Here is a 23,189-nt window from a genome sequence, read left to right on the forward strand (position 1 = left end):
CGATGGTACTGCAGGGGGGACCCTGTGGGAGAGTAGGTCGCCGCCGAACAGTTTTTGTGGGGAAGCCCCGCACCCTTGTGGTGCGGGGCTTTCTCTTTTTGCGGGCCTGCTCTTCACGGGAGACGGCCCCGTCCACCCCTGTGCACCCGCACCAGATGGCTGCGGGTAGGGTCAGGGGGCATCATTCGTACGTTGTTCACAGGAGGCCCCCGGGTGGAGGTCCAGGAGACTCGGGTTCAGACGGACCGGGTACTCACCATCCCCAACATCCTCAGCATGGCACGCCTTGTCGGCGTCCCGCTCTTCCTGTGGCTGATTCTCCGCCCTGTTTTCGGCGGCCCGCAGAGCGACGGCTGGGCCCTCCTCGTCCTGATGCTGAGCGGCATCAGCGACTACCTCGACGGCAAACTGGCCCGGCGCTGGAACCAGATCAGCAGCCTCGGCCGGATCCTGGACCCCGCCGCGGATCGTCTGTACATCCTCTCGACCCTCGTCGGCCTGACCTGGCGGGAGATCCTGCCGCTCTGGCTCACCGCGGTACTGCTGGCGCGTGAGCTGATGCTCCTCGTGATGGTGGGGATCCTCCGTCGCCACGGCTACCCGCCGCCCCAGGTGAACTTCCTCGGCAAGGCCGCCACGTTCAACCTGATGTACGCGTTCCCCTTGTTGCTGCTCAGCGATGGAAGTGGTTGGCTGGCTTCGCTGGCCGCGATTTTCGGATGGGCGTTCGCAGGTTGGGGTACAACGCTCTACTGGTGGGCAGGCATCCTCTACGTCGTTCAGGTCCGCCGACTCGTCAAGGCGGACGCAACAGCCGATTGAGCTCGTTGAAGCGGCGCCGCGCAGTGTGGCCGGCCCCCCGCTGAGGCCCCGAACAGTGCCCCGACGGGCGAAGTCGGCCAGACCGTCGTCTCTTCAAGGAGGACGATTCCGACATGAAGGCCGTCGTGATGGCTGGTGGCGAAGGCACGCGCCTTCGCCCCATGACCTCAAGCATGCCCAAGCCGCTCCTCCCGGTCGCCAATCGGCCGATCATGGAGCACGTGCTGCGGCTGCTGAAGCGGCACGGGCTCAACGAAACCGTCGTCACCGTCCAATTCCTCGCCTCGCTGGTCAAGAACTACTTCGGGGACGGCGAAGAGCTCGGGATGGAGCTCAGTTACGCCAACGAGGAAAAACCGCTCGGCACCGCCGGAAGCGTGAAGAACGCCGAAGAGGCGCTGAAGGACGACACCTTCCTCGTCATTTCCGGTGACGCGCTCACCGACTTCGACCTCACCGATCTCATCGCCTTCCACAAGGAAAAGGGCGGGCTGGTGACGGTGTGCCTGACGAGGGTCCCGAACCCTCTGGAATTCGGGATCACGATCGTGGACGAGGCGGGCCAGGTCGAGCGCTTCCTGGAGAAGCCCACCTGGGGTCAGGTCTTCTCGGACACCGTCAACACGGGCATTTACGTCATGGAGCCCGAGGTATTCGACTACGTCGAGGCCGATGTCTCCGTGGACTGGTCCGGCGACGTCTTCCCGCAGCTCATGAAGGAAGGCAAGCCCATCTACGGCTACGTCGCCGAGGGCTACTGGGAAGACGTCGGCACCCATGAGAGCTACGTCAAGGCCCAGGCCGACGTCCTCGAACGCAAGGTCGACGTCGACATCGACGGTTTCGAGATCTCACCGGGCGTCTGGGTGGCCGAAGGCGCCGAGGTGCACCCCGACGCGGTACTCCGCGGCCCCCTCTACATCGGGGACTACGCGAAGATCGAAGCCGGGGCGGAAATTCGCGAGCACACGGTCATCGGGTCCAACGTCGTCGTCAAGAGCGGCGCCTTCCTGCACAAGGCCGTCGTCCACGACAACGTCTACATCGGCCAGCACAGCAATTTGCGCGGATGCGTGATCGGCAAGAACACCGACGTCATGCGGGCCGCCCGGATCGAGGACGGGGCCGTCATCGGGGACGAGTGCCTGATCGGCGAGGAATCGATCATTCAGGGCAATGTCCGCGTCTACCCCTTCAAGACCATCGAGGCCGGGGCGTTCGTCAACACCTCGGTGATCTGGGAATCGCGCGGTCAGGCCCATCTCTTCGGAGCCCGGGGCGTTTCAGGGATTCTGAACGTCGAGATCACTCCGGAGCTGGCGGTCCGGCTCGCCGGTGCCTATGCCACCACCCTCAAGAAGGGTTCGACGGTCACCACGGCGCGCGATCACTCCCGCGGCGCCCGGGCGCTGAAGCGTGCGGTGATCTCGGCGCTCCAGGCCAGCGCCATCGACGTACGGGACCTGGAGAACGTACCGATGCCTGTCGCCCGCCAGCAGACCGCGCGGGGCAGCGCCGGCGGGATCATGATCCGTACGTCCCCCGGCGTGCCCGACTCGGTCGACATCATGTTCTTCGACGAGCGGGGCGCGGACCTGTCCCAGGCCCGGCAACGGAAACTGGACCGGGTCTACGCCCGTCAGGAATACCGTCGCGCCTTCCCCGGCGAGATCGGGGACCTGCACTTCCCGTCCAGTGTCTTCGACTCGTACACCGGATCCCTGCTGCGCAACGTGGACACCACGGGGATCGCGGCCGCCGGGCTGAAGGTCGTCGTCGACGCTTCCAACGGCAGCGCCGGGCTCGTCCTGCCCAGCCTGCTGGGGCGGCTCGGCGTGGACGCGCTGACCATCAACCCGGGCCTCGACGAATCGCGGCCCACCGAGTCCGCCGACACCCGGCGCGCCGGCCTGGTGCGACTGGGCGAGATCGTCTCCTCGGCCGGGGCCGCGTTCGGCGTGCGGTTCGACCCCGTCGGCGAACGGCTCTCCCTCGTCGACGAGAAGGGCAGGATCGTCGAGGACGACCGGGCACTCCTGGTGATGCTCGACCTCGTCGCGGCCGAGAGGCGCAGCGGGCGCGTGGCGCTGCCGGTGACCACCACGCGGGTCGCCGAACAGGTCGCGGCGTACCACGGGACACAGGTCGAATGGACGACGACATCGCCCGACGACCTGACCCGTGTGGGACGCGAGGAGGGCTCCATCTTCGGGGGAGACGGCCGCGGCGGCTTCATCGTTCCCGAGTTCAGCAGTGTCTTCGACGGTTCCGCGGCCTTCGTGAGACTGCTCGGGCTCGTCGCCAGGACCCAGCTCACGCTCAGCCAGATCGACGCCCGGATCCCGCGCGCCCACGTCCTGCGCCGCGATCTGGCCACGCCCTGGGCGGTCAAGGGCATGGTCATGAGGCGGGTCGTCGAGGCCGCCGGGGAGCGCAGCGTCGACACGACGGACGGCGTGCGGGTCGTCGAGGCCGACGGGCGATGGGTGATGGTGCTGCCCGACCCGGCCGAGGCCGTCACCCATCTGTGGGCCGAGGGGCCCGACGACGCCTCCGCACAGGCCCTGCTGGACGAGTGGGCGGGCGTCGTGGAGAGCGCAGGTCACTGAGGGGACCCACCGGTGTGCCCGGGGCGCTCCCGGGCACCGCAGGGCACTCCGGTGGGCCCATTCGGCGGTAGCGGCGGAGCCGTGCGACGATGTGCGGCATGTCGCAGCAGACCCCCGAACGGAGTACCCCCGCACGTCCGGACGCGTCCATGTCGCTGCTGACCAACGTGATGGACCACAGCCTGGACGACGGATACGCCGAGGCCTCGGCGCGTCGCAGGGCCGACGGGACCGCGGGCATGCCCCGCAGGCTCAGGTCGAAGCTCGGCCTCGCCGCCTGCCTGGTGCTCGCCGCTCTCGTCGTCACGCTCGGCGCCGCGCAGGCGCGTGTCTCGGCCCCGGTCCTCGCCAAGGAACGCGAGGAGCTCATCGATCGCATCGACGGCGAGACGAAGGCGGCCGACACCCTCGAGTCCCAGGTCGACGGACTCCGGGAAGACGTGGGCAGGCGCCAGCGCAAGGCGCTGGAGAAGCACGGCGGGGACCAGGGGGAGCTGGTGGCACTGCTCGCCGGGGCGACACCCGTGCGGGGGCCCGGTGTGAAGCTCGTGGTCGACGATGCGAGGGAAGCCGACGCGGGAGGCGGCGGCCCCCGGGAGAGCAGCAACTTCTCCGACACCGGGCGCGTCCGCGACCGGGACCTCCAGCGGGTCGTCAACGGCCTGTGGCAGTCCGGCGCCGAGGCGATCGCGATCAACGGGCAGCGCCTGACGGCCCTGTCGGCGATCCGCGCCGCCGGTGACGCCATACTGGTCGACAACAGACCGCTCGTGCCGCCGTACACGGTGCTGGCGGTGGGGGACGGGAAGCCGCTCGGTGCCGCGTTCAGGGACAGCGACGACGGCCAGTACCTGCAGGCGCTCAAGGACACCTTCGACATCCGGACCAGCATGTCCGTCCAGGAGAAGGTGAGCCTCCCGGTCGCCCCCAGCCTGATCGTACGAACAGCACAGCCTTACCGGGCCGCAGACACCGGCAGTGGTGCGGCAGACGCAGAGAAGGGCACATCGTGATCGCCGTACTGGGCCTCGTCTTGGGAGTCGTGGTCGGACTGTTGGTCCGGCCCGAGGTGCCGGCGGTGGTCGAGCCCTACCTTCCGATCGCCGTCGTCGCCGCTCTCGACGCCGTCTTCGGCGGGCTGCGGGCCATGCTGGACGGCATCTTCGTCGACAAGGTCTTCGTCGTCTCGTTCCTGTCGAACGTCGTGGTGGCCGCGCTGATCGTGTTCCTGGGTGACAAGCTGGGCGTCGGGGCCCAGCTCTCCACCGGCGTGGTGGTCGTGCTCGGGATCCGGATCTTCTCCAACGCCGCGGCCATCCGCCGGCACGTCTTCCGGGCCTGACGCCGATGAGCGACGCAGAGATCCCCGAGAACAGCGAACCGGCCGCCGAGCGGCCCGACGACACCACCCCGGAGCTCACGGGGCGTCAGCGGCTCATCGCCGGACTGTGGCCCCCGCGGGTGACGCGCGCCCAACTCGTCGTGGCGCTCCTGCTGTTCGTCCTCGGCCTGGGCCTGGCCATCCAGGTGCGTTCCACCAGCGACAACAGCGCGCTGCGCGGGGCCCGTCAGGAGGACCTCGTGCGCATCCTCGACGAGCTGGACGACCGCACGCAGCGCCTGGAGGACGAGAAGCAGGATCTCGAGGCCCAGCGCACGGAGCTGGAGAACAGCTCCGACCAGGCCGAGGAGGCCCGCAGACAGACCGTCGAGAAGGAACGGCAACTCGGTGTCCTCGCGGGTACCGTGGCCGCCCACGGGCCCGGGATCACCCTCACCGTCGACGACCCCGGCAACGGAGTGAAGGCGGACATGCTGCTCGACGCGCTCCAGGAGCTGCGCGCGGCGGGTGCCGAGGCGATCGAGGTGAACGGGGTCAGAGTGGTGGCCAACACGTACTTCTCGGGTGATGGCGGCAATGTCAAGGTCGACAGCCGTAAGATCACCGCACCGTATGTGTTCAAGGTGATCGGGAAGCCCCAGGACCTGGAACCCGCGCTCAACATCCCCGGCGGTGTGGTGCAGACACTGGAGAAGGAGCAGGCCACGGTGCATGTGGAACGGGTCGACGACATCGTCGTGGACGTCTTGCGACCGGCGCAGCGGCCTGACTACGCTCGGTCGTCATCCCCGTGAGGCCGCGGTACGGAAGGGTTGAGCGACACGGGCGGGAGGTTGCGGGGGGTCGCCGCACCGACATGGTGGTGCGTGGTGGAAACTGTCGAGTGGATACGGACGTTGTGAAGTTGTCCGGGTCGGCAGGTGTGTTCGTTCAGGGTTCGTCCTGCCCCACGGGCGGGTCTATTTCGGTCAAGGGGAATCGCCCGTGAAGTTGTTTGGGAAGTTGTTCGGCAAGAGCGCTCGCGACGAGGCTGCCCGTCATCGCGCACCTCGCCACGGCCAGGCGGACGAGGAGGGCTCGCAGCGCCCGCTCTTCCGCGATGAGACGTCCGGTCCGGGCAGCGGCGCCGCGGGCGCCTCCGGCGCGTCGTCCGTTGACCCCGCCGGTGCCGGCCGCATAGGTTTCGGGGCATCGTCGAACTCGGGTACGGGTGGAGGGCTCGCCCCGGGTCAGGAGGGTTCGTCCATGCCGGTCTGCACGAGGTGCGGTCACCGCAACACCGAGGACAGTCGCTTCTGTTCCCACTGCGGCGCGCCGCTGAGGGGCGGAATTCCCGAGCGTGCCTCGGAGACGACATCGACCATCTCCATCTCCGGCCTGGAGGCGTACGACGCGGAGACCACCGGGCAGACGGCCCTGCCGTCCCTCTCGCCCGAGGCGCAGGCCGCCGTCGAGGCCCTTCCGGTCGGATCGGCGCTCCTCGTGGTGCGGCGAGGTCCGAACTCCGGGAGCCGCTTCCTGCTGGACGGTGAGCTGACCACGGCCGGCCGCCACCCGCAGAGCGACATCTTCCTCGACGACGTGACCGTGTCGCGTCGGCACGTGGAATTCCGCCGGAACCCCGACGGCAGCTTCACGGTCAGTGACGTGGGCAGCCTCAACGGCACCTACGTCAACCGTGAGCCCATCGACTCCGTCGCGCTGTCGACCGGTGACGAAGTGCAGATCGGCAAGTACCGGCTGGTCTTCTACGCGAGCCAGCGGGGCATCTGACCCGTCAGGGAAGGTCCATGCTGAGAACACCGACAGGCGGTGCCGGTCACGGCACCGCCACGGCCGAAGACCGTCCGATGAGCATCGGCACGGTGCTCCTGCGGCTGCGGGACGAGTTTCCCGAGGTCACGATCTCCAAGATCCGCTTCCTGGAGGCCGAGGGACTCGTCGAACCGCAGCGGACCCCCTCCGGTTACCGCAAGTTCCGCGCGGCCGATGTGGAGCGCCTGGCACAGGTGCTCCGCATGCAGCGGGACCACTATCTCCCGCTGAAGGTCATCCGCGAGCATCTCGATGCGCTCGCCCGCGGCGAACGGCCCGCGCTGCCCACCGGCAGCCTGAAGGATCCGGTCGACGCGGGCGCGGACGCGCAGCCCTTCCGGGCGACGGCGCCCCGGATCGGCCGTGCGGAGCTGCTCGCGGCCGCCGAGGTCACCGAGAGCGACCTGGCCGAGTGGGAGTCGTACGGGCTGGTCACCCCCACCGCCGAGGGCGGCTACGACGCCGAGATGGTGACCGTGGCCAAGCTTGTGGCGGATCTGGGCCGATTCGGTCTGGAACCGCGTCACCTGCGCGCCATGCGGGCGGCGGCGGACCGCGAGGCCGGGCTCATCGAGCAGGTCGTCGCCCCCCTGCGCCGTCACCGGAATCCGCAGACCAGAGCCCACGCGGAGGCCACCGCGCGAGAACTCGCGGAGCTGTCCGTACGGCTCCATTCCGCCCTGGTGCAGACCGCTCTGCGGGTGCGCCTCCACTGATCGCGTCGCCGCCCCGACTACCCAAACCTGCCGAGCACGTCCTAGGGTTGCTGTGTGAACGAGCTCGACGTTGTGGGTGTCCGGGTGGAGATGCCCTCCAATCAACCGATCGTGCTCCTGCGTGAAGTGGGAGGCGACCGGTTCCTCCCCATCTGGATCGGTCCTGGTGAGGCGACCGCGATCGCGTTCGCCCAGCAAGGCATGGCTCCGGCCAGGCCCCTGACACACGACCTCTTCAAGGATGTGCTCCAGGCCGTCGGTCAGGAGCTGACCGAGGTCCGTATCACGGATCTGAGGGAGGGGGTCTTCTACGCGGAGCTGGTCTTCGCCAGCGGGGTCGAGGTGAGCGCACGCCCCTCCGACGCCATAGCCCTCGCCCTGCGGACGGGAACGCCGATCTACGGCAGCGACAGCGTGCTCGACGACGCGGGCATCGCCATTCCGGACGAGCAGGAGGACGAGGTGGAGAAGTTCCGCGAGTTCCTCGACCAGATCTCACCGGAGGATTTCGGCAGCAGCAGCCAGTAGCCGTCAGTCAGGAACCCGACCGCTCGTCCGCGGGGACGCCGACAGCGCATCCGACAAGCCTTTCCCGCTCGCACGGCAAGAGAAACCACCCTCAGGGTGATTATCACTCGGCGTGCCGAGTGTGGCGATCGTTGACGCACCCCGAGTGACTGCCTACCTTCGAGGTGGCAGGTCAAGGACGGAGGTCGGCGTGAGAAGCAGCGGCGACGGTACGGCAGTCGGTGGGCCGTATCCGCAGCAGGGGAGTACGGCCGGCCGCACCATCGGGCAATCGGTGAAACCGACTGTGGTGGCGGGGGGCGGAGTGACATCGGCCGACGACATCGGCTACAGGGGGCCGACGGCCTGCGCGGCCGCGGGGATCACCTATCGGCAGCTCGACTACTGGGCGCGCACGGGCCTGGTCGAGCCGAGCGTGCGCCCCGCGTACGGATCGGGCACGCAGCGGCTCTACAGCTTCCGGGACGTCGTCCTGCTGAAGATCGTCAAGCGCTTCCTGGACACGGGCGTCGCCCTCCAGAACATCCGCACCACGGTGCAGCACCTGCGGGCCCGGGGATTCCAGGACCTGGAGCGGATGACGCTGATGAGCGACGGGGCGACTGTCTACGAATGCTCCTCGCCCGACCAGGTCGTCGACCTGCTCCAGGGGGGCCAGGGGGTCTTCGGGATCGCCGTGGGCGTGGTGTGGCACGACGTCGACGCCGCCCTGTCGCAGCTGCACGGCGAGCGGGTGGACACCGGCGAGACGCTGATCGGGAACAACCCCACGGACGAACTGGCACGGCGGCGCAACCGCGCCGGATGACCGCGCCGGGGAACCGGGGCACGGCGATTGTCAGTGCCATGGGGCAGCATCGGAAGATGTGAGAGCCGCGCCCACCATCCTGCATCTCGACATGGATGCCTTCTACGCCTCCGCGGAGCAGGCGGCGAAGCCCAGCCTGCGCGGCAAACCGGTCGTGGTGGGTGGTCTGGGGCCGCGCGGAGTCGTCGCCACCGCTTCGTACGAGGCCCGGCGCTTCGGGGTGCACTCGGCGATGCCCATGGCGCAGGCGCGGCGCCTGGCGCCCAACGCGGCCTATCTGGTGCCGCGCTTCCATCTGTACCGGGCGGTCAGCGACCAGGTGATGGAGTTGCTGGGGCGGCTCTCCCCGCTGGTGGAGCCGCTCAGCCTGGACGAGGCGTTCGTCGACCTGGAAGCCGGCGGGGCAGCCGAGGACACGGCCTCCGCGCTGGCGGTCGGCAAGGAGCTGCGCGCGGTCATCGAGGCCGTCACCGGGCTCACCGGCTCGGTCGGGCTCGCGGGTTCCAAGATGTTGGCCAAGATCGCGTCGGAGGAGGCGAAACCGAACGGTCTGCGGCTCATCGAGCCGGGGACGGAACGGGCGCTGCTCGCGCCCAAGTCCGTGCGGATCCTGCCCGGCGTCGGGCCCGCGACGGCCGATCATCTGCGTCGGGCCGGGATGACGACGGTCGACGACCTGGCCGAGGCGGGGGAGGCGGAGCTCGTACGGCTGCTCGGCAAGGCGCACGGCGGCTCCTTGTACCGCATGGCCCTCGGGCACGACGACCGGCCCGTCGTCGCCGAACGCGACGCGAAGTCGGTGTCGGTCGAGGACACCTTCGACACGGACCTGCACGACCGGGTGCGGGTCAGGACGGAGGTGGAGCGGCTGGCCGACCGGTGCGTCCGGCGGCTGCGCGAGGCGGGGCGGTCCGGGCGCACGGTGGTGCTGAAGGTGCGGCGCTACGACTTCTCCACGCTCACGAGGTCCGAGACGCTGCGGGGGCCCACGGACGATCCCGCGGTGGTCCGGGAGGCCGCCGCGCGGCTCTTGGAGGCCGTCGACACCACCGGGGGCGTGCGGCTCCTGGGGGTGGGGGTCACGGGCCTCGCCGACTACACCCAGGAGGACCTGTTCGCCCAGGCCGCCGGTGATCGGGCCGCCGGGGCCACGGCCGAGACGGACGCCGACGAGGGGCGGGAGCCGGACCGCGTGGCGGCCGACGCGTCCGAGGAGGTGCCGGTGACCGCCGAACGGCTCGCGGCCAGGGGCTGGCCCGCGGGCCACGACGTCCACCACGACACATACGGTCACGGCTGGGTGCAGGGCAGCGGTCTCGGCCGGGTGACGGTCCGGTTCGAGGAACCCTGGTCGGCGCCCGGCCGGGTGCGCACGTTCCGGACCGACGACCCGGAGCTGCGGCCGACCGAGCCGATGCCACTGGTGCGCGATCCGGTGGACTACTCCTCCTGGCCGGCCAGCCTGCCGAAGTCCCTGTCCGGGGCGGTCCCCCCGGGCGAGGAGTCGAGGCCGTAGTGCCGGTAGAGCTGGAGCTCCTGTTCCGGCGAGAGGTGGCGGCCGACACCGAAGTCGGGCGCTTCCCTGATCAGGGCGCGGTCGAAGGGGACGCGGAGGGTGTCCTCCACGAATTCGCTGGGTTCCAGCGGGACGAACGCGTCCCGGCTGAAGAGTCCGGTGCGCACGGCCGCCCACTCGGGTACGCCGGTCGCGTCGTCGAGGTACACCTCGTCCACGGTTCCGATCTTGGTGCCCTTGCGGTCGAACGCCTTGCGGCCGATCAGGCTGCGCGGATCGATGTCGGTCTGCACGATCCCTCCCACTGGTCGCGGCTACTCCACAAGCACTACAGAAAGGCACAATCGGGGGGTTGGCCACTCGAGGGCTCCGTCACGAACCCCGCTGGTAGGCTGGTGGCGGCCGCTGACCCCGTGCGGGAGAGCCTCCGGAGCCGATCCGAAGGCGCCGAAGGAGCAAATCCTCCCCGGAATCTCTCAGGCCCCCGTACCGCACGGACGAGGTCACTCTGGAAAGCAGGGCGGGTCCCGTGCGGCCGAGTGCCGGTTCGGTTCCCTTCCTCACCGACGGTGAAAGCCGGTGTGCCGCAGGTGTGCCGGTGAAGCTCTCAGGTCGAGATGACAGAGGGGGAGGCCGTTCGGGCACCCGCGCCGCGGTGCCCCTTCGCAGGTCGTGACAGACCAGGAGGCCTCCACCATGACCCCCCGTCGCACTCCGCTCTCCCAGCTGGAGCAGGGCATTCCGTTCGAACAGCGCCACATCGGTCCCGATGCCGAGGCGCAGTCGAAGATGCTCGCCCAGGTCGGTTACGGATCGCTGGACGAGCTGACCGCGGCCGCGGTGCCCGATGTCATCAAGAGCGCCGAGGCGCTCGCCCTGCCGGGCGCCCGCACCGAGGCCGAGGTCCTGGCCGAGCTGCGCTCCCTGGCCGACCGCAATCAGGTGCTGGCCCCGATGATCGGGCTCGGTTACCACGGCACCTTCACCCCGCCGGTGATCCTCCGCAACGTCATGGAGAACCCCGCCTGGTACACGGCCTACACGCCGTACCAGCCGGAGATCTCGCAGGGCCGGCTGGAGGCGCTGCTCAACTTCCAGACCATGGTCGCCGACCTCACCGGGCTGCCCACCTCCGGCGCCTCCCTGCTCGACGAGGGCACGGCGGCCGCCGAGGCGATGGCGCTCTCGCGACGGGTCGGCAAGGTCAAGGAAGGCGTCTTCCTGGTCGACGCCGACGCCCTGCCGCAGACCATCGCGGTCGTCGAGACCCGCGCCGAACCGACCGGTGTGGAGGTCGTCGTCGCCGATCTCACCGACGGCATCCCCGCTGAGCTCGCCGAGCGGGGCGTCTTCGGCGTCCTGGTGCAGTACCCGGGCGCCTCCGGCGCGGTGCGGGACCCCCGGCGCGTCATCGAGCAGGCCCGTGAACTCGGTGCGATCGTCACCGTCGCCGCCGACCTGCTGGCCCTCACGCTGCTCACCTCGCCGGGCGAGCTGGGCGCCGACATCGCCGTCGGCACCACGCAGCGCTTCGGTGTCCCGATGGGATTCGGCGGACCGCACGCCGGCTACATGGCCGTGCGCGAGAAGTTCGCCCGCAGCCTGCCCGGGCGCCTCGTCGGCGTCTCCGTCGACGCGGACGGCAACAAGGCGTACCGGCTGGCCCTGCAGACCCGCGAGCAGCACATCCGCCGCGAGAAGGCCACCAGCAACATCTGCACCGCCCAGGTGCTGCTCGCCGTGATGGCCGGGATGTACGCCGTCTACCACGGCCCCGACGGGCTGCGGCTGATCGCCCGGCGCACCCACCGCTACGCGACGATCCTCGCCGCAGGCCTGCGCGCCGCCGGTGCCGAGATCGTGACCGAGAGCTACTTCGACACTCTCACCGTGCGAGTCCCGGGCGGGGCCGCCGACATCGTGGCCGCCGCCCGCGAGCGCGGGGTGAACCTGCGGCTCGTCGACGCCGACCTGGTCTCCGTGGCCTGCGACGAGACCACCACGCGTACGCAGATCGCCGCCGTCTGGGCCGCCTTCGGCGCCGAGGGCGACATCGACGCGCTGGACGCCGAAGCCGCCGACGCGCTGCCCGAGAACCTGCTGCGCGCCGACGAGTTCCTCACCCACCCGGTCTTCCACCAGCACCGTTCCGAGACGGCCATGCTGCGCTACCTGCGCGGGCTCGCCGACCGGGACTACGCCCTGGACCGTGGCATGATCCCGCTCGGCTCCTGCACCATGAAGCTGAACGCGACCACCGAGATGGAGCCGATCACCTGGCCCGAGTTCGGTGCGCTGCACCCCTTCGCCCCGGCCGAGCAGGCGCAGGGCTTCCTCACCCTCATCCGTGAGCTGGAGGAGCGCCTCGCCGAGGTCACCGGGTACGACAAGGTGTCCATCCAGCCGAACGCCGGCTCACAGGGCGAGTTCGCGGGCCTGCTGGCCGTGCGCGCCTACCACCGGGCCAACGGCGACGAGCAGCGGACCGTCTGTCTCATCCCGTCCTCCGCGCACGGCACCAACGCCGCCAGCGCGGTGATGGCCGGCATGAAGGTCGTCGTGGTGAAGACCGCCGACGACGGCGAGGTCGACGTCGAGGACCTGCGCGCCAAGATCGAGAAGCACCGCGACGAGCTCGCCGTGCTCATGATCACCTACCCGTCGACGCACGGTGTGTTCGAGGAGCATGTCGCGGACATCTGCGCCGAGGTGCACGACGCCGGTGGCCAGGTGTACGTGGACGGTGCCAACCTCAACGCCCTGGTCGGCCTCGCGAAGCCGGGCCGGTTCGGCGGTGACGTCTCGCACCTGAACCTGCACAAGACCTTCTGCATCCCGCACGGCGGCGGCGGCCCCGGTGTCGGCCCGGTCGGCGTGCGCGCGCACCTCGCGCCGTTCCTGCCCAACCACCCGCTGCAGCCCGCCGCGGGCCCCGCGACCGGGGTCGGACCGGTCTCGGCCGCGCCGTGGGGCTCGGCCGGCATCCTGCCCATCTCCTGGGCGTACGTCCGCCTGATGGGCGGGGAGGGGTTGAAGCACGCGACGCAGGTCGCCGTGCTCGCCGCCAACTACATCGCCAAGCGGCTCGAACCGCACTTCCCGATCCTCTACAGCGGCCCGGCGGGCCTGGTCGCCCACGAGTGCATCGTGGACCTCCGGCCGCTCACCAAGGCCACCGGCGTCAGCGTCGACGACGTCGCCAAGCGGTTGATCGACTACGGCTTCCACGCGCCGACCATGTCGTTCCCGGTCGCCGGAACGCTGATGATCGAGCCGACCGAGAGCGAGAACCTCGCGGAACTCGACCGCTTCTGCGACACGATGATCGCCATTCGCGGCGAGATCGAGAAGGTGGCCTCGGGGGAGTGGAGCGTGGACGACAGCCCGCTGCGCAACGCACCGCACACCGCCGCGGCGCTGGGCGGCGAGTGGAAGCACGGCTACAGCCGTGAGGAGGCCGTCTTCCCGGCGGGTGTCATGGCCGCCGACAAGTACTGGCCGCCGGTGCGCAGGATCGACGGTGCATTCGGCGACCGCAACCTCGTCTGCTCCTGCCCGCCGCTGGACGAGTACGACAACTGACGCACCCGCGTCCGGGCACGTCACGGACACGCGTCGGGGCCGGTGCGGAGATCTTTCCGGGCCGGCCCCCGTTCGTAGCTGCCGCTCTCAGGCGGCCCGCATCACCCGGTCGGCCGTCGGCGGCCGATGAGGGGCGATGATCTGCCCGTCCGGGAGCAGCTCACCGGTGTCCTCGAAGAGCAGGACGCCGTTGCACAGCAGGCTCCAGCCCTGCTCCGGGTGATGCGCCACGAGGCGGGCTGCTTCCCGGTCGGGTGAGTCGGCGGTGGGGCAGGGCGGCTGGTGCTGGCACATGGATGGGTTCTTTCGCTGCGTCGTGGTGAATGTCCTGCGGCTTGACGAAGTGTTCATGGCCGCTCCCCCGTATCGATAGGTCCGGTCCCAGTGTTGCTCCACGGGCGCCATTCCGCAGGGATTTCGCGGCAGCACTTCCGTCTACTCCGATGACGCGTCACCCGGCCGGACGGTTCACCACAATTGCACTGTCCTTTCGGGTGGTTCGGGGTGGTCGGACCGGGCTAGTCCGGACGGGCGGAACGCGCGCCCCACTCCGCGCCTCGCGTATTCGGGGAGTCCATGGGTCCCGTGTTCCGCAGGCCGCGCGCCCGTGACGTGCTGTCCGAGCGAGCCCTGGGGCGTACGAAGTCTGGGCCGGAGGGCACCGTGCCCCGTCGCCGGGGGACACGGCGACGGGGCACAGGGGGCGTGGCGACGGAGCGTTCGTCGTCAGGCGGGTGATCCGAGCAGCGGGCCCGGGCCCGGGGTGATCCGGCGGGTCATCAGGCTGAGCAGGTCGGCGACCCGGTGGGCGCGGTGCGCCGCGATGCCCGGCGGCGCGGGTGCCAGCGGTACCAGGAGGTCGGCTGGGGCGAGCGAGCCGCCGGAGGCATCGGTCTCGGGGTCGGCGTGCAGCCACAGCGCCAGCATGTAGAGCGCCGGGACTGACAGCAACCGCGGCTGGTAGTGCGGTGTCACCGTCTCGGCCTGGCGCAGGGCGAGTTCGGTCGCCGGGACGTACGGGCCCTCGAAGAAGTGCGAGAAGGCCCAGCCGTCCGGCGTGAGCATGGTGTCCGCCGCGGCGACGGCCCGTCCCGAGTCGCGGATCAGGAACCGCCACCCGGCGAGCCGGGTGGCCGGGGCGACCCCGGCGGGCCCGATCCGGTCCAGCACATGGACGGGGAGCGGGAGTTCGGGGCTCAGCGGTCCCTGGGCGGACCGGAGCGCGGGCGTGCGGGCCTCACGGACTGCGGTGGGTGAACCGAGTGCCGCGAGAACGCTGCGCAGAGCGGGCGCGGGGGCCGGGGGTACATGCAGCGGCATAGTGGGTCGCCTCTCACTTCGGAGACACGTTGATGCGTGGGCGGGTGCAGACGTCGCTGTCGGCGTACGGGGCCAGAGGGGCTGCCGGTGACCGGACCGGTGCGTCAACTCTCTGCCTCGTCAGCAAAGTTTATACGACAGGTGTTCACACAGTGTTTTCCCTAGCCGCCGAGGGTATTGCCGACAAGGCGGCATCGAGACTTTATTATGCGGTATTTTCTGTTGATTTGCCGTCAACGGCTCAGTCGCTGCCAGGAGTTTTTCTCCGAGTGGGGACGGCTGAAACGAGTTGTTCTATCAGCGTGCTTCGAGAACGCAAACCGCACGCTCCGTCATGCCGAGGGAATGTGCCTCCGGCCGTAGCTCTCAGGTTACTGGGTGCGCGGCCTCCGGGAGGGCGTTGTGGATCATCGGCCTGGGCATTATCGACCGTGACATGAGTGGCCTGGGCCGCGGGCTGCCCAATTGAGGGAGGGACACTTCGATGGGGGAGAAGGTCGTGGCGGGCACCTTTGACCTGTCCGATCGGCAGACGTACCGGAGGAAGCTCCACCAGTGTCTGGAGGGTTTGGAGAGGCTACTGGCGGAGCAAAGGTTCGACCGCCCCCGTAATCTCATGGGCATGGAGATCGAGCTGAACCTGGCCGGCGCCGACGGCATGCCGAGGATGATGAACGGAGAGGTGCTCCAGCGCATAGCGAGCCAGGATTTCCAGACGGAACTGGGGCTGTTCAATCTGGAAGTGAACATAGTCCCGCATCCCCTGCAGGGGCGCGTTTTCGATCAGCTCGCCGAAGAGCTCAGGACCGGCCTCGGATATGCTCACCGGAAGGCGGGCGAGGTCGATGCCGGGATCATGATGATCGGAATTCTGCCCACGCTCGGGCGTGCGGATCTCGTGGCGTCCAACCTCTCGGATGCGGACCGCTACACACTGCTGAACGATCAAATCGTGGCCGCGCGGGGCGAGGATTTCTCGCTCGATATCCAGGGCGTGGAACATCTGCTCTCCACAGCGTCCTCGATCACCCCGGAGGCGGCCTGCACCTCGGTCCAGTTGCATCTGCAGGTGACCCCGACCCGCTTCGCCGCCGTGTGGAACGCGGCCCAGGCCGTCGCCGGAGTGCAGATCGCCATCGGCGCCAACTCCCCCTTCCTTTTCGGCAGGGAGCTGTGGCGCGAGTCGCGGCCGCCGCTCTTCCAGCAGGCCACGGACACCAGACCGCCCGAACTCCGCAACCAGGGGGTGCGGCCCCGGACCTGGTTCGGCGAACGGTGGGTGGCCTCTGCGTACGAGCTCTTCCGGGAGAACCTGCGTTACTACCCCCCGCTGCTGCCGATCTGCGACGAGGAGGACCCGCTGGCGGTGCTGGACGCGGGCGGGGTGCCGGCGCTTCAGGAACTCGTGCTGCACAACGGGACGGTCTACCGGTGGAACCGGCCCGTGTACGGGGTGGCCGACGGCGTGCCCCATCTGCGGGTGGAGAACCGGGTCCTGCCCGCCGGCCCCACCATCACCGATGTGATCGCCAACGCCGCGCTGTACTACGGGCTCGTGCGGGCCCTCGCCGAGGAGCCCCGTCCGGTGTGGACCCGGCTGCCGTTCGCGGCGGCGGAGGAGAACTTCGAGACCGCCTGCCGCCACGGCATCGACGCGGAGCTGATCTGGCCCCGTCCCGGTCGGTCGGGCGGGCTGACCCGGATCCCGGCCGTCGAACTCGTCCGGGACGAACTGCTGCCGCTGGCCGCGGAGGGACTCGACGCCTGGAACATCGCGCCCGCCGACCGCGACCACTATCTCGGAGTCATCGAGGGGCGCTGCAGACGGCGGATGAACGGGGCGTCCTGGCAGACGGACACGTACCACCGGGCACGGGAGGCGGGACTGGGACGGCATGCGGCACTGGCCGCCACCACCCGCAGATACGCGGAACTGATGCGCGGCGGCGAGCCCGTGCACAGCTGGCCCACCGGCGTTTCCGCGACGTGACTCCGCCCTTCGGCGCCGACCCGCGTCCGTGCGGGCACGGCCGACCTCGACGACGCGGCGGGGCCTCCCCGCGTCCGTCGGCCGCGGAGTCGTCGGGCAAGCTGTGACGTCCCATGTCGGTGGTGCCCCTCCTTGAGGATGAAGAGGGAGGAGGGGGACCATCGCCGAAGATGGCCGTCCCCCCGATCTGTCGCGCATGATCTTCGTACTCGCATTCGAGACCCTGGCGCGACCGGCAGGGGTACGGGGCGTGAATGCACAACTCGAGGCAGGTGTACAGGTGGAGACGGGGTACATGGCCAGTTCTTTTCCCCGAGAAGAGCTGTCACGGCGGACCGCGCGGACCGAGACGGTGCTGGTACTGGCTCTCTCACTGGGGGCCAGCGGGGTGTCTGCCCTGATCAGCTTTGTCGGTTCCCTGACGAAACCAGGGGGCTTGAAGGAGCAGGCCGCGACACTCAATGGCTCGTACGCCCCGGGACGCCCCTGGCTGGATCTGGCCTGGCAGCTCTTCGGTATCGCCACGGCCCTGGTACCCGTCGCACTCGTCGCCCATCTGCTGGTCAGGGAGGGTGCCGGGCTGCGTGCCGTCGGCTTCGACCGTACGAGGCCCTGGCAGGACCTGGGTCGCGGTACGGCGGTCGCGGCGGGCATCGGAAGCGCCGGGCTCGCCTTCTACCTGGTGGCGCGTGCCACCGGATTCAACCTCACCGTCGTCCCGGAGTCGTTGCCCGACGTGTGGTGGAAGTTCCCGGTCCTCATCCTGTCGGCACTCCAGAACTCCGTGCTGGAGGAAGTGATCGTCGTCGGCTACCTGCTGCGCAGACTCGGTCAGTTGGGATGGTCGCCGACGGCGGCCCTGACGGCGAGTTCGGTGCTGCGCGGTTCGTACCACCTCTATCAGGGGATCGGCGGGTTCATCGGCAATGTGGTGATGGGCGTGGTCTTCGTGCTGCTGTACCGGCGCTGGGGGCGGGTCGGTCCGCTGGTGGCCGCGCACGCGCTGCTCGACATCGGGGCGTTCGTCGGGTACGCGCTGCTGGCGGGCAAGGTGGGGTGGTTGCCTACGGCGTGAGCAGTTCGCCGTCGACGACGGTCACCGCCTTGCCGGTCAGCAGGGTGCGGTCGCCGCGCAACGAGGTGCGGACCAGGCCGGTGCGGGCGGAGGCCTGCAGTCCGGTCAGCTCGTCGCGGCCGAACCGGGCCGACCAGAAGGGGGCCAGCGCGGTGTGGGCGCTGCCGGTGACCGGGTCCTCGTCGATTCCGACGTTGGGGAAGAAGCCGCGGGAGACGAAGTCGTAGCCGCGCGAGGGGTCCTCGGCGGCGGCCGTGGCGATGACACCCCGCCGGGAGAGTCCGGCCAGCGCCACGAGGTCCGGGGCCAGTGCCCGCACCGAGGCCTCGTCGGCGAGCTCGACGAGCAGGTCGCCGACGTGCGCTCCGGTGTCGTGGACACGGACCGGCTCCGCGCCGAGCGCGGCGGCCAGCCCGGCGGGGGCGGCCGTGGGGGTGAGCGGGGCGGTGGGGAAGTCGAGCGTGATCGCGCCGTCCGGGTGGGTGGTCGTGGTGAGGATGCCGCACCGGGCGGCGAAGCGCACGGTTCCGCTCGCCGTTCCGGTGGTGCGCAGGACGTGGGCGGTGGCGAGGGTGGCGTGCCCGCACATGTCGACCTCGGTGGTCGGGGTGAACCAGCGCAGCTCCCAGCCGGCCGGGCCGCCCGGTGCCGCCGGGCGGGCGAACGCGGTCTCGGAGAGGTTCATCTCCATGGCGATGCGCTGGAACCACGTGGCGTCGGGTGCGGCATCCGCGTCCAGCAGCACGACTGCGGCGGGGTTTCCGGTGAAGGGGCGGTCGGTGAAGGCGTCGACGATTCGGATCCTCATGGCGTGAACGTACGCGAGACGGGCGGCCGTCGGCCAAGGCCAATCCGCGCCTGATGGCCCGACAGGCCCGGCCGTGGGCGGCGCCGGGCCGTACGCCGGACGCCTTGGCGGGTGGCGTCGGTCGGGGGAGTCCGGACGTCCGGCGATCGCCCCCTGTCGGGGCGGGGCCGGTGCGCGAAGGGCCGCGCGGGATGTCGCGAGCCCGTCCGGGCGGCGTTCCCGTGCGGGGCGCCGCCGTCAGGCGGTGACCAGCCCGTCCAGTTTGCGCAGCGACTCGACGAGCGCCGCGGTCGCCGAATCCTTGAGCCTGCCCGCCATCAGGGAGACCGCGGCCCCGGTGAACTCTCCGTCGATACGGACGGTGGTCGCCTCTACGTCGGGCGCCAGGGAGTAGCGCATGGCCAGGTCGACCCCCATCGGTCCCTTGCCCCGGGTGGCGAGCAGACGCGCGGACTCCAGTTCCGTCACGGTCCACGTCACCTCGGCCGGGAAGCCCATGAGCTTCATGTTCTCCTCGTACGTGGCCGCGAGTTCGAGCGTGGCCGGGCCGCCCTTCGGGAAGCTCGTGTGGGTGGCGTTCCACTCACCGTACGCGGCGAAGTCCGTCAGCCGGGCCCAGACCTTCTCGGCCGGTGCCTCGATGCGTGCCTCCGCGCTGACCTCGGCCATGCGACCACCCCTTCTCGACGGGTTACGGTGTCGCGGAACGTAGCCGCAGCGGCGTGAACATTCAATACTGATGAACCGTCAGTTCAGGGTGGCTCTGGCTTCCGCCCCCACGTGCCAGATCGACGCGGCGTCGAAACGGTCGGAGGCGCGTGGGTGCGGGCCGTCGTCGTGGCAGTGGAACGCGGCCCAGAACAGGTCGGCGTGCAGGGCGTCCGCCGGTGCGTGGATCCGGTACACGTACTCCCGTCCGTCGAGTGCCGGCAGGGCGACCAGCCAGGACACGTCAGCAGACCCCTTCCGGCCGCCGTGGGCGTTGTTGCCTGTGGGGACGTGCCCGGAGCGGTTCGCGGTTGCTCCGGGGCGGTGAAGCAAGGCGGCGCACGCCGTTTCTCCGGTTCGGGTTCCCGAGTGGCGAGATCTCATCCGCAAGGAGGAGGGGCCGCTCTGGCGTGCCCACCTTGCGTGGGATGCCCAAATGGGTCGCTCCGCCGATGATTTCCCGCCACCGGACTGATGGGGTAAGAGGTGTGCAAAACCGGACGCCGCAGATCCCTCACCAGCCCGCATCGAACCATGCCGATCTCGACGCCGGACTCACCGTGGAGCTGGCCACCGTGGTCACGGGTGCCCGCAGACGCGCGCTGCGCGACGGTGACCGGCACATCGACACGGCGCATCTGCTGCATTCCCTCATTGAATCGGACCCCGAGGTGCGAGCGGCCCTCGACGAGGGGCCGCAACTGGCCAAGGTGCTCGGCTATCTCGTCCAGCGCAGCATCGGGTACGGGCTGCGCTGGCAGGGCTCGGTGGAGGACTCCGGCGCCGTTCCGGTGGTCACCGTACCCGGGCCGGGCCGGCGTGACCCGGGAGTGGCGGGCTGGTCGCCCTCGGCCGCCTCGGCCATGGCCGAGGCCGGCGAGCGTGCGCGGCGGCGCGGGGATGTGCGAGCCGGGGGCCTCGACCTGCTGGCGGCCCTGGCCATGGACCACGAATGCCGGGCCGTCGAGGTGCTGGAGCGGGCGGGTGTGGACGCCGATCGGCTGGCGGCCCGCATCGTCCGGGCGCCGGGCCAGGAGTGACCGCTGCCGGTGTCCGCGCGACGCGTGCCGATACCCGTGTCCGGCGCACGGTCGATGACAACCGGTGCCCGACGGCCGGCAGGTGACAAGAAGGCGGCCGACAGGCGACGAGAAGATCGGGGTCGCCGTGCCGGTTCGGCACGGCGACGCGGATGACGCGGTCGGTTCGCACGATTCCGTACGGCTCGCTCGGGGTGCCCGGTCCGGGCCCCGGCCGCGGGCGGACGGAGGTCCCGCCGGTCAGGGGTCACCGGGGTGACGCTCCTGACAGGCGCCTGTCATGATGTGCCGATGTACGCGTCACGAGCAAGAAGCGGCCTGGGACTCGCCCTGGTCTCGGCGTTCGCCTTCGGTGGTTCAGGGGTCGCGGCCAAGCCGCTCATCGAGGCGGGCGTCGATCCGCTCCACGTGGTCTGGCTGCGGGTGGCGGGCGCCGCTCTCGTCATGCTGCCCGTCGCCTGGCGCCACCGTGCTCTGCTGCGCAACCGTCCGGTCCTCCTCCTCGGGTTCGGGCTGCTGGCCGTCGCGGGTGTGCAGGCGTGCTATTTCGCCGCCATCTCCCGCATCCCCGTCGGTGTGGCGCTGCTGGTGGAGTACCTGGCGCCCGCGCTCGTCCTCGGATGGGTCCGGTTCGTCCAGCGCCGCCCGGTCACCCGGCGTGCCGCGCTCGGTGTGTTGCTCGCCGTCGGCGGGCTCGCCTGCGTCGTCGAGGTCTGGTCGGGGCTGAGCTTCGACGCGATCGGACTGCTGCTCGCACTCGGCGCGGCGTGCTGCCAGGTCGGCTACTTCGTCCTGTCGGACCAGGGGAGCGCGGACAGGGGCCAGGGCGTCGAGCCGCCGAACCCGGTCGGCGTCATCGCGTACGGACTCCTGATCGGCGCACTCGTCCTCACCGCCGTCGCACGCCCCTGGAACATGGACTGGGCGACCCTCGGCGGCAGCGCGGGCATGGACGGCACGGATGTCCCCGCCTGGCTGCTGCTCGCCTGGATCGTGCTCGTCGCGACCGTGCTCGCCTACGTCACCGGGGTGGTCTCGGTACGGCTGCTCTCCCCGGCGGTCGCGGGCGTCGTCGCCTGCCTGGAGGCGGTCATCGCCACCGTGCTGGCCTGGGTGATGCTCGGCGAGCACCTGTCGGCCCCGCAGCTCCTCGGAGGCGCCGTGGTGCTGGCCGGGTCCCTGATCGCCCAGTCCGCCACGCCCAAGACGCCCTCCGGACCGGTCGCCTACGGTCCGGGCGAAGGACACGCCGTGACCGGTGGGGGTGACGGGCGGGCCGCAGGTCCGGTCACCGGCTTCGCGGCCGCCGAGACGCCGTTGTCCACCGGCCGCACCACGTCGTAGGGTGACGGCCATGCATACGGCCGTGCTTTCGCCGCCCGCCGCCTGACGGCGCGGGCGGACGCTCCTGACGAAGACCGGGCTCGGGCAGTCCCCGAGCGGTTCGTCGCTGCCCGCGCGTGGAGCCGACGACCACCGTCCCGATTCTTCATGCGGAGAAAACACGTGTCGAACACTGCTTCCGGCCTGCCCGTCGGGCGGAGCCTCATCTGTCTGATCGTCGCCGGTGTCGCCTGGGGCACCGCGGGCGCCGCCGCCTCGCTGGTCTTCGGGATCAGCGACATGGGGCCGCTCGCCCTGTCGTTCTGGCGTTGCGCGGGCGGCCTCGTGCTGCTGCTGGCCGTGCTGGCGGTGCGGCCCCGGCGCCCGGCAGCCCCCGCCGAACCGCGTGCCCGCCGACTGCTGCGCGTCCTGGGGAACGGCCTCGGGCTCATCGTGTTCCAGAGCGCCTACTTCGCGGCCGTCGGGGCGACGGGCCTCGCGGTGGGAACCGTCGTGACGCTCGGGGCGGGCCCCGTGCTCATCGCGGTCGGCGCGCGGCTGACCATGGGGGAGCGGCTGGGGCGCGGGGGACTCGCCGCGGTGGCGGGCGGCCTGGCCGGGCTCGCCGTCCTGGTGCTCGGCGGCGACGGCGCGACCGTGCGGCCCGTCGGTGTCGCGCTGGCCCTGCTCTCCGCGGCCGGCTACGCCACGATGACCCTGCTGACCCGGTGGCTCGGCCGTGACGGCGGTGCCGCCGACCCGCTCACCACCAGCGCCTGGGCCTTCGGGATCGGCACCCTCGGACTGCTGCCGATGGCCGCGGCCGAGGGTCTCGTACCGCACACCGAGCAGGCGGCACAGGTGGTGACGTTGCTGGTGTACGTGGCGGCGGTGCCGACCGCGCTCGCCTACGCGCTCTACTTCGCGGGTGCCGCGGCGGTGCGCGCCGCGACCGTGTCCGTGATCATGCTGCTCGAACCGGTTGCCGCGGCGGTCATCGCCGTCGTCCTGTTCCATGAGCGGCTCACCGTGTCCACGGTCGTCGGGACGCTGCTCCTCCTCGCGGCCGTGGCCGGTCCGGCTCTCGGCGAGGTGCGCGGGGCCGCCCACGCCCGCCGTGCTTCCGTTCCGGTCTGACCGCGCGTTCGTTCGCCACGGTCCGGGGGCATCCCCTCCGGACCGTCCCC

Annotated in this window: 22 protein-coding genes and 1 riboswitch; of the genes, 16 read left to right on the forward strand and 6 right to left on the reverse strand. The window is 70.4% G+C overall.

Annotation, left to right across the window (positions count from 1 at the left end):
• Nucleotides 1-213 precede the first annotated feature (213 nt).
• From AB0E67_RS28295 to AB0E67_RS28340, 10 genes are all read left to right on the forward strand, one after another.
• Entirely contained in the window at nucleotides 214-822 is a 609-nt protein-coding gene (locus AB0E67_RS28295) for a CDP-alcohol phosphatidyltransferase family protein (protein ID WP_362031800.1), read from the forward strand.
• A gap of 113 nt (nucleotides 823-935) precedes the next feature.
• On the forward strand, nucleotides 936-3,431 hold the full coding sequence (locus AB0E67_RS28300) for a mannose-1-phosphate guanyltransferase (protein ID WP_362031802.1): 2,496 nt from the start codon (nucleotides 936-938) through the stop codon (nucleotides 3,429-3,431).
• 149 nt (nucleotides 3,432-3,580) lie between these two features.
• Nucleotides 3,581-4,444, forward strand: coding sequence for a DUF881 domain-containing protein (locus AB0E67_RS28305; RefSeq protein WP_362031928.1), 864 nt, complete (start codon nucleotides 3,581-3,583; stop codon nucleotides 4,442-4,444).
• Complete coding sequence (locus AB0E67_RS28310) at nucleotides 4,441-4,773, forward strand: small basic family protein (RefSeq protein ID WP_073782734.1); 333 nt, start codon at nucleotides 4,441-4,443, stop codon at nucleotides 4,771-4,773. Before AB0E67_RS28305 ends, AB0E67_RS28310 begins: the two co-directional genes overlap by 4 nt.
• Nucleotides 4,774-4,778: 5 nt before the next feature.
• On the forward strand, nucleotides 4,779-5,567 hold the full coding sequence (locus AB0E67_RS28315; protein ID WP_362031804.1) for a DUF881 domain-containing protein: 789 nt from the start codon (nucleotides 4,779-4,781) through the stop codon (nucleotides 5,565-5,567).
• Nucleotides 5,568-5,757: 190 nt separating this feature from the next.
• A complete protein-coding gene (locus AB0E67_RS28320; RefSeq protein ID WP_362031806.1) occupies nucleotides 5,758-6,546 on the forward strand; it encodes an FHA domain-containing protein in 789 nt (262 codons plus the stop codon).
• A gap of 17 nt (nucleotides 6,547-6,563) precedes the next feature.
• Nucleotides 6,564-7,304 carry a MerR family transcriptional regulator gene (locus tag AB0E67_RS28325; RefSeq protein ID WP_362031808.1) on the forward strand — a complete coding sequence of 247 codons (741 nt, stop codon included), beginning with the start codon at nucleotides 6,564-6,566 and terminating at the stop codon, nucleotides 7,302-7,304.
• A gap of 54 nt (nucleotides 7,305-7,358) precedes the next feature.
• Nucleotides 7,359-7,832, forward strand: coding sequence for a bifunctional nuclease family protein (locus tag AB0E67_RS28330; protein ID WP_362031810.1), 474 nt, complete (start codon nucleotides 7,359-7,361; stop codon nucleotides 7,830-7,832).
• A gap of 190 nt (nucleotides 7,833-8,022) precedes the next feature.
• Complete coding sequence (locus AB0E67_RS28335) at nucleotides 8,023-8,640, forward strand: MerR family transcriptional regulator (protein ID WP_351518802.1); 618 nt, start codon at nucleotides 8,023-8,025, stop codon at nucleotides 8,638-8,640.
• A gap of 58 nt (nucleotides 8,641-8,698) precedes the next feature.
• Entirely contained in the window at nucleotides 8,699-10,156 is a 1,458-nt protein-coding gene (locus AB0E67_RS28340; RefSeq protein WP_362031812.1) for a DNA polymerase IV, read from the forward strand.
• Here the strand turns inward: AB0E67_RS28340 and AB0E67_RS28345 are convergent.
• Nucleotides 10,081-10,449 carry a PRC-barrel domain-containing protein gene (locus tag AB0E67_RS28345; protein WP_351518799.1) on the reverse strand — a complete coding sequence of 123 codons (369 nt, stop codon included), beginning with the start codon at nucleotides 10,447-10,449 and terminating at the stop codon, nucleotides 10,081-10,083. The two genes, AB0E67_RS28340 and AB0E67_RS28345, sit on opposite strands and share 76 nt — an antisense overlap.
• A gap of 113 nt (nucleotides 10,450-10,562) precedes the next feature.
• Nucleotides 10,563-10,658, forward strand: a riboswitch (glycine riboswitch).
• A gap of 194 nt (nucleotides 10,659-10,852) precedes the next feature.
• On the opposite strand from AB0E67_RS28345, the gene gcvP reads away from it, so the two are divergent.
• On the forward strand, nucleotides 10,853-13,738 hold the full coding sequence (gene gcvP / locus AB0E67_RS28350) for an aminomethyl-transferring glycine dehydrogenase (protein WP_362031814.1): 2,886 nt from the start codon (nucleotides 10,853-10,855) through the stop codon (nucleotides 13,736-13,738).
• Nucleotides 13,739-13,825: 87 nt separating this feature from the next.
• Here the strand turns inward: gcvP and AB0E67_RS28355 are convergent, their stop codons facing one another.
• Both AB0E67_RS28355 and AB0E67_RS28360 read right to left on the reverse strand, forming a co-directional pair.
• Complete coding sequence (locus tag AB0E67_RS28355; RefSeq protein ID WP_362031816.1) at nucleotides 13,826-14,032, reverse strand: DUF5999 family protein; 207 nt, start codon at nucleotides 14,030-14,032, stop codon at nucleotides 13,826-13,828.
• 432 nt (nucleotides 14,033-14,464) lie between these two features.
• Complete coding sequence (locus AB0E67_RS28360; RefSeq protein ID WP_362031818.1) at nucleotides 14,465-15,058, reverse strand: hypothetical protein; 594 nt, start codon at nucleotides 15,056-15,058, stop codon at nucleotides 14,465-14,467.
• A 484-nt stretch (nucleotides 15,059-15,542) separates the two neighbouring features.
• On the opposite strand from AB0E67_RS28360, the gene AB0E67_RS28365 reads away from it, so the two are divergent.
• The gene (locus AB0E67_RS28365; protein ID WP_362031820.1) at nucleotides 15,543-17,048 is read left to right on the forward strand and encodes a glutamate-cysteine ligase family protein; all 1,506 of its coding nucleotides are present in this window, start codon (nucleotides 15,543-15,545) and stop codon (nucleotides 17,046-17,048) included.
• Between the two features lie 295 nt (nucleotides 17,049-17,343).
• On the forward strand, nucleotides 17,344-18,123 hold the full coding sequence (locus AB0E67_RS28370) for a CPBP family intramembrane glutamic endopeptidase (RefSeq protein WP_362031822.1): 780 nt from the start codon (nucleotides 17,344-17,346) through the stop codon (nucleotides 18,121-18,123).
• Here the strand turns inward: AB0E67_RS28370 and AB0E67_RS28375 are convergent.
• The 3 genes from AB0E67_RS28375 to AB0E67_RS28385 form a co-directional block, all read right to left on the reverse strand.
• Complete coding sequence (locus AB0E67_RS28375) at nucleotides 18,113-18,931, reverse strand: PhzF family phenazine biosynthesis protein (RefSeq protein WP_362031824.1); 819 nt, start codon at nucleotides 18,929-18,931, stop codon at nucleotides 18,113-18,115. The two genes, AB0E67_RS28370 and AB0E67_RS28375, sit on opposite strands and share 11 nt — an antisense overlap.
• A gap of 237 nt (nucleotides 18,932-19,168) precedes the next feature.
• Nucleotides 19,169-19,600: an SRPBCC family protein gene (locus AB0E67_RS28380; protein ID WP_362031826.1), complete on the reverse strand. Its 432-nt coding sequence runs from the start codon at nucleotides 19,598-19,600 to the stop codon at nucleotides 19,169-19,171.
• 78 nt (nucleotides 19,601-19,678) lie between these two features.
• Nucleotides 19,679-19,882, reverse strand: a complete 204-nt coding sequence (locus AB0E67_RS28385; RefSeq protein ID WP_362031828.1) for a hypothetical protein — start codon at nucleotides 19,880-19,882, stop codon at nucleotides 19,679-19,681.
• A 245-nt stretch (nucleotides 19,883-20,127) separates the two neighbouring features.
• Between AB0E67_RS28385 and AB0E67_RS28390 the strand changes: the two genes are divergently transcribed.
• The 3 genes from AB0E67_RS28390 to AB0E67_RS28400 all read left to right on the forward strand — a co-directional run bounded on the left by AB0E67_RS28390 (nucleotide 20,128) and on the right by AB0E67_RS28400 (nucleotide 23,139).
• A complete protein-coding gene (locus AB0E67_RS28390) occupies nucleotides 20,128-20,679 on the forward strand; it encodes a Clp protease N-terminal domain-containing protein (protein ID WP_362031830.1) in 552 nt (183 codons plus the stop codon).
• Nucleotides 20,680-20,970: 291 nt separating this feature from the next.
• Nucleotides 20,971-22,023 (forward strand): EamA family transporter, encoded by a 1,053-nt coding sequence (locus tag AB0E67_RS28395; RefSeq protein ID WP_362031832.1) that lies wholly within the window; start codon nucleotides 20,971-20,973, stop codon nucleotides 22,021-22,023.
• A 147-nt stretch (nucleotides 22,024-22,170) separates the two neighbouring features.
• Entirely contained in the window at nucleotides 22,171-23,139 is a 969-nt protein-coding gene (locus AB0E67_RS28400; protein WP_362031834.1) for an EamA family transporter, read from the forward strand.
• Nucleotides 23,140-23,189 lie beyond the last annotated feature (50 nt).

The organism is Streptomyces sp. NPDC032161 (assembly GCF_040636995.1).
In the GTDB taxonomy this organism is placed as follows: Bacteria; Actinomycetota; Actinomycetes; order Streptomycetales; family Streptomycetaceae; genus Streptomyces.